Origin of the sequence: Klebsiella sp. G-Nf4 (assembly GCF_002810615.1) — a bacterium.
GTDB lineage: Bacteria > Pseudomonadota > Gammaproteobacteria > Enterobacterales > Enterobacteriaceae > Klebsiella > Klebsiella variicola.
The window spans coordinates 180,524-195,610 of sequence record NZ_PION01000009.1; the positions used below are offsets into that span (position 1 = coordinate 180,524).

General features: G+C 60.4%; 12 protein-coding genes. 8 read left to right on the forward strand and 4 right to left on the reverse strand.

Translation table 11 applies throughout. The features are described from left to right. Window positions 1-111: 111 nt before the first annotated feature. Window positions 112-1,383 carry an acid phosphatase gene (locus CWM57_RS19100; protein ID WP_061153041.1) on the reverse strand — a complete coding sequence of 424 codons (1,272 nt, stop codon included), beginning with the start codon at window positions 1,381-1,383 and terminating at the stop codon, window positions 112-114. A gap of 193 nt (window positions 1,384-1,576) precedes the next feature. Between CWM57_RS19100 and CWM57_RS19105 the strand changes: the two genes are divergently transcribed. After that, window positions 1,577-2,419 (forward strand): 23S rRNA (adenine(2030)-N(6))-methyltransferase RlmJ, encoded by an 843-nt coding sequence (locus tag CWM57_RS19105; RefSeq protein ID WP_008806933.1) that lies wholly within the window; start codon window positions 1,577-1,579, stop codon window positions 2,417-2,419. 72 nt (window positions 2,420-2,491) lie between these two features. Beyond that, window positions 2,492-3,844 carry a glutathione-disulfide reductase gene (gorA, locus tag CWM57_RS19110; RefSeq protein WP_074387009.1) on the forward strand — a complete coding sequence of 451 codons (1,353 nt, stop codon included), beginning with the start codon at window positions 2,492-2,494 and terminating at the stop codon, window positions 3,842-3,844. 52 nt (window positions 3,845-3,896) lie between these two features. Here gorA and CWM57_RS19115 read toward each other — a convergent pair whose 3' ends face one another. After that, window positions 3,897-4,520 (reverse strand): glutathione S-transferase family protein, encoded by a 624-nt coding sequence (locus tag CWM57_RS19115; protein WP_074387008.1) that lies wholly within the window; start codon window positions 4,518-4,520, stop codon window positions 3,897-3,899. 135 nt (window positions 4,521-4,655) lie between these two features. Here CWM57_RS19115 and CWM57_RS19120 point away from each other — a divergent pair, with 135 nt between their 5' ends. The 3 genes from CWM57_RS19120 (at window position 4,656) to CWM57_RS19130 (ending at window position 8,296) form a co-directional block, all read left to right on the forward strand. After that, window positions 4,656-5,804, forward strand: coding sequence for an iron-containing alcohol dehydrogenase (locus CWM57_RS19120; protein ID WP_074387007.1), 1,149 nt, complete (start codon window positions 4,656-4,658; stop codon window positions 5,802-5,804). A gap of 239 nt (window positions 5,805-6,043) precedes the next feature. Beyond that, window positions 6,044-7,696, forward strand: a complete 1,653-nt coding sequence (locus CWM57_RS19125) for an alpha,alpha-trehalase (RefSeq protein ID WP_032740305.1) — start codon at window positions 6,044-6,046, stop codon at window positions 7,694-7,696. Window positions 7,697-7,762: 66 nt separating this feature from the next. Next, complete coding sequence (locus CWM57_RS19130) at window positions 7,763-8,296, forward strand: GNAT family N-acetyltransferase (RefSeq protein WP_074387006.1); 534 nt, start codon at window positions 7,763-7,765, stop codon at window positions 8,294-8,296. A gap of 34 nt (window positions 8,297-8,330) precedes the next feature. Here the strand turns inward: CWM57_RS19130 and CWM57_RS19135 are convergent, their stop codons facing one another. Continuing rightward, window positions 8,331-9,089, reverse strand: a complete 759-nt coding sequence (locus CWM57_RS19135; RefSeq protein ID WP_100676312.1) for an SDR family NAD(P)-dependent oxidoreductase — start codon at window positions 9,087-9,089, stop codon at window positions 8,331-8,333. Window positions 9,090-9,208: 119 nt separating this feature from the next. Between CWM57_RS19135 and CWM57_RS19140 the strand changes: the two genes are divergently transcribed. The 3 genes from CWM57_RS19140 (at window position 9,209) to CWM57_RS19150 (ending at window position 12,840) form a co-directional block, all read left to right on the forward strand. Continuing rightward, window positions 9,209-10,108, forward strand: coding sequence for a LysR family transcriptional regulator (locus tag CWM57_RS19140; RefSeq protein ID WP_100631008.1), 900 nt, complete (start codon window positions 9,209-9,211; stop codon window positions 10,106-10,108). 106 nt (window positions 10,109-10,214) lie between these two features. Next, a complete protein-coding gene (gene yhjD, locus CWM57_RS19145) occupies window positions 10,215-11,246 on the forward strand; it encodes an inner membrane protein YhjD (protein WP_074387003.1) in 1,032 nt (343 codons plus the stop codon). Between the two features lie 271 nt (window positions 11,247-11,517). Continuing rightward, on the forward strand, window positions 11,518-12,840 hold the full coding sequence (locus tag CWM57_RS19150; RefSeq protein ID WP_100676313.1) for an MFS transporter: 1,323 nt from the start codon (window positions 11,518-11,520) through the stop codon (window positions 12,838-12,840). 37 nt (window positions 12,841-12,877) lie between these two features. On the opposite strand, the gene CWM57_RS19155 is transcribed toward CWM57_RS19150, so the two are convergent. Continuing rightward, a complete protein-coding gene (locus CWM57_RS19155; protein ID WP_100631006.1) occupies window positions 12,878-14,929 on the reverse strand; it encodes an AsmA family protein in 2,052 nt (683 codons plus the stop codon). Window positions 14,930-15,087: the final 158 nt, after the last annotated feature.

The window sequence follows — 15,087 nt, forward strand, 5'->3', positions numbered from 1 at the left end:
ATAGTTGGGGGAATTTCAATGACGGGCGGTGCGTCATCCTGGGTATTGCTGCGATAAGTCCGCCCGTTGCGGGAAAAGGCCGACACGCGGTGCAGCGTGCCGGAAACCGCATTAATGCCTTTTTTGCGCCATCTCCCAGGCCGCCGACAGATTCAACCGCTGCCAGAATTGTTGTTCGGGGGTGGCGCCGGAAAGGGGGTAACCCGCCGGCAGCGCGGTGTTGACCATCAACGCCCGACGCTGGGCCGCTGACAGCTGCGGCAGGGCAGCCTCCAGTAACACTTCCGCCCCCTCAGGCACCTGCAGACGCGGCTGCGGCCCCTTCTGCTGCGGCAGATCGTAGGTCATGGTGAAACGAGAGAAATCACGCATCGCCGGATCGCGCCAGGGATCGTCTTTCACGCTGCTCTTCGCGCACTCAGCAAGCGATGTGCCGCAGGCTTTCGCCAGCGCGGCGCGCAGCTGATCGCGGGCTTCGTTAAATAATACCCGGTAGTGCGGATCGTTAAGATAATGGGCCACGTTGCGCTCGGCCACCATCCGCGAGCCGATCACGTCCAGCGGATAGTGGACGCCCAGCACGATGCGCGAGTAGCCATAGCGGGCGCCGCGGGTTACCAGCGCGTCGTAGCGCTCCGGGATCATCGCCGCCAGCAGCAGCGCATCGGTATAGCCGGTGTTGGTGTGGCCGCTGGGGAACGAGCCGCCGTCGGCGGTGTAGGGCTGATTATCCTTCACCACCACATCGTCAGGCACCAGGTGAATGGTGTTGCCCTGAACCAGAAACGGCCGCGGATTGTTGAAGTGCTTTTTCGCCTCACCGGTGCTGACTTCCGAGGCTTTGATCAATGCTGCCGCCTTCCCCAGCGCGCCCTGGTCATAGGCGGCCAGAAACGCTTTGCCAAGCCGCGGCCCCAGCGCATCGCTGAGGAAGTAGAGGTAGCTAATCCCTTCCGCATCGGCCAGCGCCTGACGGCGTGTCGTCTGCACGGCATCGCGATTGATGGCGGTCACCGTCGCCAGATTCTGCTTCACGACGGTCTCCGGCAGGGTGCTGAACGCCGACAACAGCGCAATACCCGCCTGCTGGTTGGCCCGGGTCTGGAAGTCATAGCCGCTGGCCTTCAGCCAGGCGGTATCGGCCTGGGTTTTATTTTGTTTCGTGTGCGCCAGCCGATCGCGGGTCAGCGTGGCGGCATCCCCCTGCAGAGCGTGACGTAGCTGCGTCAGCGCCTGTTGCTCAAGATCGTCATACGCCTGGCTGGAGGCAGCCGGCGTCACGCTATTGGCGAGGGCCGCCGCCCTGTCCAGCGGGATGTCTTTGGCCAGAACCGGTTGCGCCAGCAGCAGCGCGACGGCCAGCAGTGAGAGTTGCCTTTTCATTATTTTTCCTTTTATTCAAATAATTACCTTGCCTGTACCCGACGCTAGCGCGGCCGTTTGACGTTTTTATGACAGCGTTATGTTTTGCAACGCTTTTGGCACAAATGAAACAGCACGGCGGCGCAGCGGTAATCTCGGCCGATCTGCGGTAAACTATCGGTTAACTTGTTTACTTCCCGGAATCTCTGTATCCATGCTCAGTTATCGCCACAGCTTTCACGCAGGCAACCACGCCGACGTCCTCAAACACACTGTTCAGAGCCTGATCATCGAAGCGCTGAAAGAGAAAGAAAAACCGTTTCTCTACCTGGACACCCACGCTGGCGCGGGCCGCTATCAGCTGAGCGGCGAGCACGCCGAGCGTACCGGCGAGTATCTCGAAGGCATCGCCCGCATCTGGCAGCAGGACGACCTGCCGGCAGAGCTGGAGCCGTATATTTCCGTGGTCGAACACTTCAACCGTAATGGCCAGCTGCGCTACTACCCGGGCTCTCCGCTGATCGCCCGCCAGCTGCTGCGCGAGCAGGACAGCCTGCAGATGACCGAGCTGCACCCGAGCGACTTCCCGCTGCTGCGCGCCGAGTTCCAGAAAGACAGCCGCGCGCGCGTCGATAAAGCCGATGGCTACCAGCAGCTGAAAGCCAAACTGCCGCCGGTTTCACGCCGTGGTCTGATTCTGATCGACCCGCCGTATGAAATTAAAACCGACTATCAGGCGGTGGTGACCGGGATCCACGAAGGCTACAAACGCTTCGCCACCGGCACCTACGCCCTGTGGTATCCGGTAGTGCTGCGCGCACAGATCAAACGCATGATCAAAGAGTTAGAAGCCACCGGCATTCGCAAAATTCTGCAAATCGAGCTGGCGGTGCGTCCGGACAGCGACCAGCGCGGCATGACCGCCTCCGGGATGATCGTCATCAACCCGCCGTGGAAGCTGGAGCAGCAGATGAACAATGTGCTGCCGTGGCTGCACAGCAAGCTGGTTCCGGCCGGCACCGGCCACGCCACCGTCAGTTGGATCGTACCGGAGTAATCGCAACCATCGGTGGAACCTTTTAAGCCTCGCGCTACAATCGCGGCAATCAACGATTAAGGACATATGGGCATGAGCAAACATTATGATTACCTCGCCATCGGCGGCGGTAGCGGCGGTATCGCCTCGATTAACCGCGCGGCCATGTACGGCCAGAAGTGCGCGCTGATTGAAGCCAAAGAACTGGGCGGCACCTGCGTCAACGTCGGCTGCGTGCCGAAAAAAGTAATGTGGCATGCGGCGCAGATCCGCGAAGCGATTCATCTTTACGGCCCGGACTACGGTTTCGATACCACCATCAACCATTTCGACTGGGAGAAGCTGGTCGCCAGCCGTAGCGCCTACATCGACCGCATCCATACCTCCTACGACAACGTGCTGGGTAAGAACAACGTCGACGTGATCAAAGGCTTCGCGCGCTTTATCGATGCCCACACCGTGGAAGTGAACGGCGAGACGATCACCGCTGACCATATCCTGATCGCCACCGGCGGCCGTCCAAGCCACCCGAATATTCCGGGCGTCGAATACGGTATTGATTCCGACGGTTTCTTTGAACTGCCGGCGCTACCGAAGCGCGTGGCGGTGGTCGGCGCTGGCTATATCGCCGTTGAGCTGGCGGGGGTGATTAACGGCCTCGGCGCCGAAACCCACCTGTTCGTGCGTAAACACGCGCCGCTGCGCAGCTTCGATCCGCTGATCGTGGAGACGCTGGTGGAAGTGATGAACGCCGAAGGCCCGCAGCTGCATACCAACGCCATCCCGAAAGCGGTGGTGAAGAATGCCGACGGCAGCCTGACGCTGGAGCTGGAAGATGGCGGCAGCCAGACCATAGATTGCCTGATTTGGGCGATTGGCCGCGAACCGGCGACCGATAACTTCAATCTGGCGGCTACCGGCGTGAAAACCAACGATAAAGGCTACATCATCGTTGATAAATTCCAGAACACCAACGTGCCGGGCATCTACGCGGTGGGCGATAATACCGGCGCCGTCGAGCTGACTCCGGTAGCGGTTGCCGCAGGCCGTCGCCTCTCCGAGCGCCTGTTTAACAACAAGCCGGAAGAGCACCTGGACTACAGCAACATCCCGACCGTGGTCTTCAGCCACCCGCCTATCGGCACCGTCGGTTTAACCGAGCCGCAGGCGCGCGAGCAGTACGGCGACGACGCCGTGAAGGTCTACAAATCTTCTTTCACCGCGATGTACACCGCCGTCACCTCTCACCGCCAGCCGTGCCGCATGAAGCTGGTGTGCGTCGGCCCGGAAGAGAAGATTGTCGGGATCCACGGCATCGGCTTCGGGATGGATGAGATGCTGCAGGGCTTTGCGGTGGCCCTGAAGATGGGCGCCACCAAAAAAGACTTCGACAACACCGTCGCCATTCACCCGACAGCGGCAGAAGAGTTCGTCACCATGCGCTAAGACGCGGTCGCCGGATGATAAAAAGAAGCCCCAGGGGCTTCTTTTTTTATGCTCAGGCCACGCCGTTATTGCCATGGCGCATAAACGCCGGGCGCTGATTGAGCGCCATATACCAGCGCTCCACGGCCGGCATCTCCGGATGGGCAAAAGGGGTCATCTTCCAGCGATGCACCGACAGCCCCAGCACGATATCGGCGAGGGTGAAGCGCTCGCCGGCTATCCACGCCCCGGTACGCTGCAGTTGTGCTTCGACAATGCGCACGCACTGGGTCCAGGTGGCAATACTCTCTTTAATTGCCGCCGGATCCTGAAAGCGCGGATCTTTGCGCACCAGACCCATAAAGGCATGGCGCCAGGCAGTGTTAAACTCGGTCGCCTGCCAGTCCATCCAGTGCTCCACCTCGGCGGCGGGCTGTGGCTCGGTGGGCAGCAGATCCCAGCGCTCCGCTTTCCGCGCCAGATAGCGGCAGATACTGTTCGACTCCCAGAGCACAAAGTCGCCGTCCAGCAGCACCGGCACCAGGCTGTTAGGATTCAGGCGCTGAAACTCAGGCGTATCCAGAGGCTTAAATCCGCTGCCGTAATCCTCCTGCTGGTACGCCAGCCCGGCTTCCTCGCAGGTCCACAACACTTTCCGTACATTGATTGAAGAGCGTTTGCCCAGAATTGTTAGCATTGTCAGCGATTCCTCAGCCATAAAAGAGAGATCTTTCACTCTACTCTATTGTCAGCCTTGCCAGCCAGCAACAAGGCAGAGTAGTGGATAATGTGTATAGTTGATTCCAGCCTGTTTGCCGAAAAGGAACCCGACATGTTGACCCCTTTTACCGTTTTGATGCCCGCAAATATTCGTTTTGGCCGTGGTCAGGCCCTGAGCGCTGCCCCCTGGCTGGCGCAGCAGGGCGGCCCCATTCTGCTGGTGCATGGCGCCAGCCCGCAGCGGGCGGCGTTTCTGCTCCATCAGCTGGAGGCGCTGCAGCTGGCGGTCACGACGCTGGCGATAAGCCGCGAACCCTGGCTTAGCGATATCGAGCAGGGCGTCCAGCTGGCGCGCGAGAAAGGCGTCCGGGCAGTGGTCAGCCTCGGCGGCGGCGCGGTGATTGACGCCGGTAAGGCGATTGCGGCGCTGGTGCCCGCCGCCGGCCCGCTGGTCGACTATCTGGAGGTGGTGGGAACGGGTCGTCAGCTGGAAGCCAGTCCGCTGCCGTTCGTGGCGATCCCGACCACAGCCGGGACGGGCGCGGAAGTCACCAAAAATGCGGTGATCAACGTCCCGGAACAACAGCGAAAAGTGAGCCTGCGCGACGACCGAATGCTGCCTGACCTGGCGATTGTCGACCCGGCGCTGACCGACAACGCGCCGCGGAGCATCACCCTGAGCTCCGGCCTCGATGCCCTGACCCAGGTGATCGAGCCCTGGCTCTGCAGCCGGGCCACTCCCTTCACCGATGCCCTCTGCCAGCAGGCGATCCCGCGGGGCATCCGCGCGCTAAAGATCCTGATGGAAAAAGAGTGTCCGGCCAGCCGCGACGAGATGGCATGGGTCAGCCTGTGTGGCGGACTGGCGCTGGCGAACGCCGGGCTGGGGGTGATCCACGGCCTCGCCGGCCCGCTGGGCGGCCTGAGCCGCGCCTCGCACGGCGCCTTATGCGGCAGCCTGCTGCCGTTTGGGCTGGCGCTCAATGAGTCGCAGATAAGCGACCCTGCCCTGCGCCAGCGCTTCAACGACGTTCGCCGCTGGCTGGCCGACGGGCTGGACGTCCCTGTGGAACAGGTCTGGGACAGTCTGCGGGAATGGAGCCATCGCGCCGGTCTTGGCACCCTGCGCGACCTCGGCGTGGCGCGCGATGCGCTGGAACCGGCGGCGCTGGCCGCCAGCACCTCCTCATCGATGAAGGCCAACCCGGTCAGTCTGAGCAGCGAACAGCTGCTGGAGATGCTGGAGGCGGCGTGGGAGTGAGCGCGCCGGGATAAAATTTTGTTGCATAATGAATGCTCCGAATTTCATCTGTGCCCGAATAGATAACTTTTAGTTATTTATCAATTCGTTACTTTAAGATAACGGCTTTTCTTCTCGGCGGGAAAGCGTGATCTAACGCACAGTTTACTTCACACTCACCGAAGCGACTGTCTACGCTTAATAGACAAGGCCGGGTATGCCCGGCCCCGAACTCACGCTATCCGGAGGTCCGTATCGCTATGTTCAGCCAGAAATTACGCCACGTTGAAGACGACGAGTTAAGGATCGACATCGATCCCTGCTACGAAGCCGATCCGTACGAATTAAAGCTGGATGAAATGATTGACGCTGAACCGGAGCCTGAGGTGATCGAGGGGCTTCCGGCGTCCGATGCCCTTACCCCGGCGGATCGCTATCTTGAGCTGTTTACCAACGTGCAGAAATCACGCATCTTTGCCGACAGCAAAACCTTCCCCGACTGCGCGCCGAAACACGATCCGCTGGACATCCTGCGGCACTACCGGAAGGTCAAACGTCAACCCGACTTCGACCTGCGCCAGTTCGTTGAAGACAACTTCTGGCTGCCGGAGAACCAGACCGACGTCTACACCTCGGACCCCAGCCTGACGCTGAAAGAGCACATCGATAAGCTGTGGCCGGTGCTGACCCGCGAGCCTCAGGATCATATCCCCTGGTCTTCACTGCTGGCGCTGCCGCAGGCCTATATTGTGCCCGGCGGTCGGTTTAGCGAAACCTATTACTGGGACTCTTATTTCACCATGCTGGGGCTGGCGGAGAGCGGCCGGGAAGATCTGCTGAAATGCATGGCCGATAACTTTGCCTGGCTGATTGAAACCTACGGCCACATTCCGAACGGCAACCGTACCTACTACCTCAGCCGTTCGCAGCCGCCGGTATTTGCCCTGATGGTCGAACTCTTTGAAGAGGACGGCGTGCGCGGCGCGAAGCGCTATCTGGACCATCTGAAGATGGAGCACGCCTTCTGGATGGACGGCGCCGAGTCGTTGATCCCGCACCAGGCGTATCGCCACGTGGTGCGCATGCCGGATGGCTCCCTGCTCAATCGCTACTGGGACGACCGGGACACGCCGCGGGATGAGTCCTGGCGCGAGGACGTGGAGACCGCCCGACACTCCGGGCGGCCCGCCAATGAAGTGTACCGCGACCTGCGGGCGGGCGCCGCGTCCGGCTGGGACTACTCCAGCCGCTGGCTGCGGGATATCACGCGGCTGGCCAGTATCCGCACGACGCAGTTTATCCCCATCGACCTGAACGCCTTCCTGTTCAAGCTGGAGACGACCATCGCCAACCTCTCCGGCCTGAAGGGCGATCGCGAGACAGAGGCGGCCTTCCGCCAGAAGGCCCAGGATCGGCGGGCGGCGGTCAACCGCTATCTGTGGGACGATGAGAATGGCTGTTTCCGCGATTATGACTGGCGCCGCGAACAGCTGGCGCTGTTTTCCGCCGCCAGCATCGTCACCCTTTACGTCGGCCTGGCGACTCACGAGCAGGCAGAACGCCTTGCCGATGCGGTGCGGGCCCGCCTGCTCACCCCCGGGGGGATCATGGCCACCGAATATGAAAGCGGTGAGCAGTGGGATAAACCTAACGGCTGGGCGCCGCTGCAGTGGATGGCGATCCAGGGATTTAAACGTTACGGCCAGGATCCGCTGGGGGATGAGATTGCCTGGAGCTGGCTGCAGACGGTCAACCACTTTTACAAGCAGCATCACAAGCTGATTGAGAAATACCATATTGCCACCGGCGTCCCGCATGAGGGTGGCGGCGGGGAGTATCCCCTGCAGGATGGCTTTGGCTGGACCAACGGCGTGGTGCGCCGACTGATTGGCCTGTACGGTGAGCCAACCTAGTCGGGCTGTTCCCGGCGGCTTTCTCCTGCTATGTTCAGAGGATTCGCCCCGCCCGGAAGGACGCTTATGCCTGAACTCCTGACGCCGCGCCTGCGCTGCTCACCGCTGCAGCTGGATGACTGGTCGTTTTTTCTTTCCCTGCAGCAGGATCCGCAGGTCATGCTCTACGTCGCCGATCCCCGGCCGCAGGCGGCCATCCGCGAGGCGTTTGATTCGCGCCTGCCGCCGTGGGCGCCGGGGGACGAACACTGGCTGTGTTTGGTGGTGCGCGACAGGCTCACCCATGCCCCGCTCGGCCTGACCGGTTACCAACATCATCACCGCGACATTGCCGAGGTTGGCTTTCTCTTCGCTCCGTCGGCGCAGGGTCGGGGCTACGGCTACGAATCGCTGCGCGCGCTGTGCGACTACGCCTTTACCACCGGCGGCGTCCGCCGCCTGACCGCCAGCGTCACCGCCGGCAACGAGGCGTCTAAGCAGTTACTGCTCAAAGCCGGCTTCCGGCTGGAAGGGGAGCTGCGGGAAAACTACTGGCTGAACGGGCGCTGGCACAACGACTGGCTGTTCGGTCGGCTACGTGGGGAGGGCGATGCGCCGTAGCGCACCGCCGGTCACAGGCTGGGGGCAGTCAGGATCAGAGGAACATCCCGCCCGAGACTTCCACACGCTGCGCGTTCATCCACGCCAGCTCATCGCTGAGCAGGGCGGCGATGGCGTCGCCGATATCATCCGGCAGCCCAACCCGCCCCAGCGCGGTCTGGGCGGCGATATGCTGATTCACCTCGGCGTTATCGCGCACCACGCCGCCGCCAAAGTCGGTCTCGATGGCCCCCGGCGCGATGATATTCACCGAAATACCGCGCCCACCCAGCTCTTTCGCCTGATAGCGGGTCAGGACCTCCATCGCCCCCTTCATCGCGGCGTAAGCCGCATAGCCCGGCAGGGCAAAGCGCGCCAGGCCGCTGGAAACATTGAGGATCCGCCCCCCGTCCTCCAGGAGAGGCAGCAGACGCTGGGTCAGGAAAAACGGTCCTTTGAACTGGATGTTCATCAGCTCGTCAAACTGCGCTTCGCTGGTCTCGGCGAAGGGCACGTTGAGGCCAATCCCGGCGTTGTTCAGTAAATAATCAAAGGTGGTGCGCCCCCACTTCTGCGCCAGCACCTGCACCACCTCGCTAGCGAAAGTGTCAAAACTTGAGGTATCCCCGACGTTCAGCGCTAATGCTGCCGCTTTGACCCCTTTTTGCTCTATTTCTGCTACCACGTCGAGGGCCGCCTGGCGGTTGCTGTGGTAAGTCAGAAGAATATCGGTTCCCTTCGCCGCCAGCTTCAACGCGGCGTTTTTACCCAGACCGCGGCTGCCGCCGGTCACTAAAGCGATACGTTGTGTCATCAGAAGACCCCTTTCAGGTTGCGTTGTGATTGTGTTCTAGCTTATTAACTGCCAGTGCAACAATAAATACGCTACATTACGTTTTACTGTTTCATCCATAACAACAATAGGCGATCGGCATGGATAAAATTCATGCAATGCAGTTATTCATTCGCGTAGCGGATCTGGAGAGTTTTTCCCGCGCCGCCGAGACCCTTGCGCTACCTAAAGGTAGCGTCTCGCGGCAGATCCAGGCCCTGGAAAGCCATCTTGGCGTGCGGCTCCTGCACCGTACCACCCGCCGGGTTCAGCTCACCCAGGATGGGATGGTCTACTACGAGCGGGCAAAGGATCTGCTGAGCAACCTCGATGAACTGGACGGCATGTTCCAGCACGATCCGGCGAGCATCAGCGGCCGGCTGCGGGTGGATATGCCGGTCGGTTTTGCTAAAAAACTGGTGATCCCCCATCTGCCGACTTTTTTACAGCAGTATCCGGGCATCGAGCTGGAGCTGAGCAGCAGCGATCGGCTGGTGGACGTGATCCGCGAGGGGTTTGACTGCGTGGTGCGCGTCGGCGCGCTCAAAGACTCGGGGCTTATCGCCCGCCCACTGGGCAAACTGACGCAAATTAACTGCGCCAGCCCGGACTACCTTGCGCGATTTGGCTATCCGCAATCCCTTGAGGATCTGGCGGATCATGCCCTGATCCACTACGCCAGCACCCTCGGGGTCCGTCCCCCCGGCTTTGAGGTCATGCTCGACGGCGCGGTGCGCTGGGTAAAAACCGGCGGGATTTTGACGGTCAACAGCACGGAAACCTACCAGGCGGCCTGTATCGCCGGGCTGGGGATCATTCAGGTACCGCGTACCGGCGTGCGCGAGGCGTTACGCGCTGGCGACCTGATTGAGATCCTGCCCCAGTACCGCGCCGAGCCGCTGCCGGTCTCGCTTATCTACCCTCATCGGCGCAATCTCTCCCGCCGCGTGCACCTGTTTATGGAGTGGCTGGGCGGGTTGATGAAAGATTATGTCGATTGATCCACGCGGATGGTGAACGGGTGGCGGGCAGATGGGTTCCTGCAAGATACGGCATTTAAGGTATACTTTTTGCTGAATCTCGCTGTAAAAAAGGAAGAAATCACGTATGACGCCGGAAAACGACGATCGACGCCCACCACAGGAACCGGACACACAGCCGGAGAAAAACAAAAGTACGCTCGAGGCCCTCAATGACACGGCCGTCGGGCAAAAAGCCAGCCAGGCGCTGAAGACCGTCACCGGAACGGCGGCCAGGGTACAACGCAACCCGGTGATTGCCCATCTGTTACGCGCCGCAGAACGTTTCAATGACCGACTGGGCAATCAGTTCGGCGCGGCCATCACCTACTTCTCGTTCCTGTCGATGATCCCGATCCTGATGGTCTCCTTTGCCGCCGCCGGCTTCGTGCTGGCCTGGCACCCGACCCTGCTGCAGGACATTTTCGATAAAATTCTGCAAAACGTCAGCGACCCGACGCTGGCGGCGACCTTGAAAAACACCATCAACACCGCGGTGCAACAGCGTACCGCCGTCGGTCTGGTCGGCCTGCTGGTCGCGCTCTATTCCGGTATTAACTGGATGGGCAATCTGCGTGAAGCGATCCGCGCCCAGTCGCGCGACGTCTGGGAACGCCGACCGCAGGACGAGGAGAAAATCTGGATAAAATACTTCCGCGATCTTATCTCGCTAATCGGTCTGCTGGTGGCGCTGATCATTACGCTGTCGATCACCTCTGTCGCCGGTTCCGCCCAGCAGTTGATTATCTCCGCGCTGTATCTCGACAACATTGAATGGCTGAAACCCGCCTGGCGGCTGATCGGCCTCGCCATCTCGATTTTTGCCAACTATCTGCTCTTTTTCTGGATCTTCTGGCGTCTGCCGCGCCATCGTCCACGGCGCAAAGCCCTGTTTCGCGGCACGCTTATCGCAGCGATTGGCTTTGAAATCATCAAAATCGTCATGACCTGGACGCTGCCGGCACTGGTGAAATCCCCCTCAGGGGCGGCATTCGGTTCGGTGCTGGGGCTGATGGCCTTTTTCTATTTCTTTGCCCGCCTGACGCTATTCTGCGCCGCGTGGATCGCCACCGCGGAGTATAAAGACGACCGGCGGATGCCGGGCAAAACCCACCGTTAACGCATTGCGAGGATGAATTGAAGAGGCAAAATTCATCCTCGCGCTTTATTTCAGTAGATAAATCCACCCATTAACTTTTATTTAACCAAAAACTGGTTTTATCCTCTATCTTTTTAATTGTGTGAAGCATTTCATAGAACTATTTTCACTGGTGTAAAAATTATCCGCTTTTTGCCTGTTTTTTGCCCATTCTCGGCGTTTGTTACAGATTGAAATGTCCCTGTGGCTGTGGCTATATGGCTTTTCGTTCGCGCAAAAATAAGAAAGATCTATGCAAGCCACAGCCACCACACTCGAAAACTCGCAGGAAACCGCCCCGGTCAACTCACGCAACAAAGTCGTTGTCGCCTCGCTCATTGGCACCGCCATTGAGTTTTTCGACTTCTACATCTATGCCACTGCCGCGGTCATCGTCTTCCCGCATATCTTTTTCCCGCAGGGTGATCCCGCCGCGGCCACCCTGCAGTCGCTGGCCACCTTCGCCATCGCCTTCGTCGCCCGGCCGATCGGCTCCGCGCTGTTTGGCCACTTCGGCGATCGCGTCGGCCGCAAGGTCACCCTCGTGGCTTCACTGTTAACCATGGGGATCTCCACCGTGGTGATCGGCCTGCTGCCCGGCTATGAAAGCATTGGCATTGTCGCGCCGATGCTGCTGGCGCTGGCGCGTTTCGGTCAAGGCCTTGGCCTCGGAGGGGAATGGGGCGGCGCAGCGCTGCTGGCTACGGAAAACGCCCCGCCGCGCAAGCGGGCCCTGTACGGCTCCTTCCCGCAGTTGGGCGCGCCTATCGGCTTCTTCTTCGCCAACGGCACCTTCCTGCTGCTCTCCTGGCTGCTGACCGACCAGCAGTTTATGGCGTGGGGCTGGCGCGTGCCGTTTATCTTCTCCGCCGTGCTGGTGATCATCGGTCTGTACGTTCGCGTCTCGCTGCACGAAACGCCGGTCTTCGCCAAAGTAGCGGCGGCGAAAAAACAGGTCAAAATCCCGCTGGGTACTCTGTTGACCAAACACGTCCGCGTGACGGTGCTGGGCACCTTCATCATGCTGGCAACGTATACCCTGTTCTACATCATGACCGTCTACTCAATGACCTTCAGTACCGGCGCCGCGCCGAATGGCCTGGGCCTGCCGCGTAACGAAGTGCTGTGGATGTTGATGATGGCGGTGATTGGCTTTGGCGTGATGGTACCTGTCGCCGGCCTGCTGGCGGACGCCTTTGGTCGTCGTAAGAGCATGATTGTCATCACTACGATGATTATTTTGTTCGCCCTGTTCGCTTTTAAACCGCTGCTGGGCTCCGGTAACCCGCTGCTGGTGTTCGCCTTCCTGCTGCTGGGTTTAAGCCTGATGGGACTGACTTTTGGCCCAATGGGCGCGCTGCTCCCGGAGCTGTTCCCGACGGAAGTGCGCTACACCGGCGCGTCATTCTCCTATAACGTGTCGTCGATCCTCGGCGCCTCGGTCGCACCGTACATTGCCGCCTGGCTGCAGGGCAACTACGGCCTGGCGGCGGTCGGCACCTATCTGGCGGCGATGGCGGCGCTGACGCTGATCGCCCTGCTGCTGACCCACGAGACCCGCCACCAGTCGTTGTGATCCTTCGCCCTGACGCCGCTGGCGTCAGGGCTCTCCCCTACTTTTTCATCTGCGACAAAATGGTCCGGCACTGGTTGCTATCGCCCTCCGCCGGGGAGACCAGCGCCAGCAGCGCGGCGGCCGGCGTCACCAGGGTTGCCAGCGCGGCCGCTACCGCACCGCGGACAATCAGCGGCCCGGCCTTCACCCCCGCCTGCGGCGATTTAAAGGTGCCCCGAACATACAGCGGTGAACGCAGCGTGATCACCCGGAAGCCTTTACTTTCCGGATCGATGGTCAGGTCCAGCTGCTCGGAGGCGAAGCTGGCGGTCCCGGTCACATTGATCAGCGCGTTTTCCGTATCAAAGGCAAAAATCTGCGGCCGGGCGACACCGTTGGTCACGTCGATATTGGCCGCCGCACAGTTCACCCGGACCTCCTCATCGCCAAAAATCTGGCCTATCAAGTAGTTGCCGACGTTAAGGCCGAGAATTTCCATCAGGTTGCGACTGATCAGGCCGTCGTTCATCAGTAGCTTCAGATTGCCATTACTGTTGCCGAGCAGGGCTGCCACCGAGTTACCGCTGCCGCGCAGCTGGACATCGCCATTCATCTCGCCGAGGGTTTTCTGCATCATCTCGACGTTCGGCATCAGCGCCTTCAGCTTCAGGCGTCGCGCCTGCAGATTGGCCTCACCCTGCAGCGGCTTCTTATCACCCTGCAGGTGTACGCTGCCGGCAATCGAACCATTGGCCAGGCCAAAGCGCACCGGCTGCAGGCGCAGGTCGCCATCTTCCAGGATCACGTGGGTCGACAGATCGCTGATCGGCAGGGTGCCGCCGTGCTCAATTCTCCGGCCCTTAAAACGTACATCGGCATCCATCACCTGCCATTTATCGGTTTCAAAGCGGTCTGCCGGCAGCACTTTACCCGCCGGCTGCGGCCGGTCGCTCCCCTGGCGCGAAGCACTTTTCTTCGTCCCTTTGCCAGAGTCGACGCCGATTAACGGCCCGAGGTCCGCCAGCCGCAGCTGCTTCGACTCCATATCGCCGCTGAGTTTCGGCCGCGGTTTGCCGGTGGTGTAGGTCAGGGAGCCATGAATGTCGCTATCGCCGATCCGACCATTAAAATCCTGATAGTCAAAGCGCATGCTGTTTTTCTGCTTAAAGTCGGCGCGCAAGCGGCCGTCGGTAGAGAACGATGGCGTCTCCGGCAGCAGCACGCCGGTCAGGTCGTAGAGATCGCGCAGCGAGTCGCCGGCGAATTTCAGCCGCAGGTCGATGCCGCCGACGTTGAGCGGGTCGCTGACCGTACCGCTGAACGCCACCCGCGTGTTGCCGGAGTGGAAGTCGCCCTGCAGCGGGAAAGGGGTGCTTGCGCTGCGCAGGGCCAGCATACCGCCGATTTTACCGTTGCCGGTGACCGGCTGGTCCTTGTAGCGGCCCTTCAGCGACAGGCCAAAGACATAGTCACCCACTTTCGTCGCGGTATGGCGATCGTCGGCTCCGGTCACTTCGCTGAACGGCAGCGGTTTGCCGAGAGGATCGACGAGGATGGTGATATCGCTGCGGGTGATCTTGTCATCAATGGCGATAGTCCCGCGATCAAAGAGAATGTTATCAAGGCGGAAGGACCAGCTGGAGGGGGCGCTATCGCCCGACGTACGCTGATCGCCTGCCAGCTGAAAGGTCCAGTTATTGTTGTCTTCCGCCAGGCGGATCAGCCGCACGTCGGGCTGTTCCAGCTTGATCCACGGCAGGTACACCGTTTTGCTCAGCAGCGCCAGCGGGGCGAGGGTCGCCTCCACGCGCGGCAGGTGGATCATGGTCACCTGGGGAATGGCCGGCGGGTTGCCCAGCACGATATCTTCCGCGTGCACATGCGGCCACGGAACCCAGCTGCGCCAGCCGCGCTCGTCCGGCTGCCGCTCCCAGACCACACCGAGATCGCCGCGGATGGCGAACGGGCGGTTAAGCTCAGCGGACACTTTCTGATTGATCGTCGGCTTCAGCCGGTTCCAGTCAAAGGTGGCCAGCACGATAAAGAAAAGAACGATCAGCAACAGTATCGTTCCTGTGATGATAACCAACGTTTTACGGGTTCTGCTCATCCCTACTCCGCTCCTTTTGCATCACGTCAGTCCTGAATATAGTCAAAAAGCGGCGTTTCTCCTGGAAATGCGCTTTTCGTCACATTACGCGCGTCAGGTCAAAAAAATAATGGAACGATGTTTTAATATGATTGACCAGTAAAACAGCGCAGCGCACA

What these genes read in the sequence shown, in the direction of transcription:
- CWM57_RS19100 (WP_061153041.1), bottom strand. Translation starts at nt 1,383, where the DNA reads ATGAAAAGGCAACTCTCACTGCTGGCCGTCGCGCTGCTGCTGGCGCAA.
- CWM57_RS19105 (WP_008806933.1), top strand. Translation starts at nt 1,577, where the DNA reads ATGCTCAGTTATCGCCACAGCTTTCACGCAGGCAACCACGCCGACGTC.
- gorA (WP_074387009.1), top strand. Translation starts at nt 2,492, where the DNA reads ATGAGCAAACATTATGATTACCTCGCCATCGGCGGCGGTAGCGGCGGT.
- CWM57_RS19115 (WP_074387008.1), bottom strand. Translation starts at nt 4,520, where the DNA reads ATGCTAACAATTCTGGGCAAACGCTCTTCAATCAATGTACGGAAAGTG.
- CWM57_RS19120 (WP_074387007.1), top strand. Translation starts at nt 4,656, where the DNA reads ATGTTGACCCCTTTTACCGTTTTGATGCCCGCAAATATTCGTTTTGGC.
- CWM57_RS19125 (WP_032740305.1), top strand. Translation starts at nt 6,044, where the DNA reads ATGTTCAGCCAGAAATTACGCCACGTTGAAGACGACGAGTTAAGGATC.
- CWM57_RS19130 (WP_074387006.1), top strand. Translation starts at nt 7,763, where the DNA reads ATGCCTGAACTCCTGACGCCGCGCCTGCGCTGCTCACCGCTGCAGCTG.
- CWM57_RS19135 (WP_100676312.1), bottom strand. Translation starts at nt 9,089, where the DNA reads ATGACACAACGTATCGCTTTAGTGACCGGCGGCAGCCGCGGTCTGGGT.
- CWM57_RS19140 (WP_100631008.1), top strand. Translation starts at nt 9,209, where the DNA reads ATGGATAAAATTCATGCAATGCAGTTATTCATTCGCGTAGCGGATCTG.
- yhjD (WP_074387003.1), top strand. Translation starts at nt 10,215, where the DNA reads ATGACGCCGGAAAACGACGATCGACGCCCACCACAGGAACCGGACACA.
- CWM57_RS19150 (WP_100676313.1), top strand. Translation starts at nt 11,518, where the DNA reads ATGCAAGCCACAGCCACCACACTCGAAAACTCGCAGGAAACCGCCCCG.
- CWM57_RS19155 (WP_100631006.1), bottom strand. Translation starts at nt 14,929, where the DNA reads ATGAGCAGAACCCGTAAAACGTTGGTTATCATCACAGGAACGATACTG.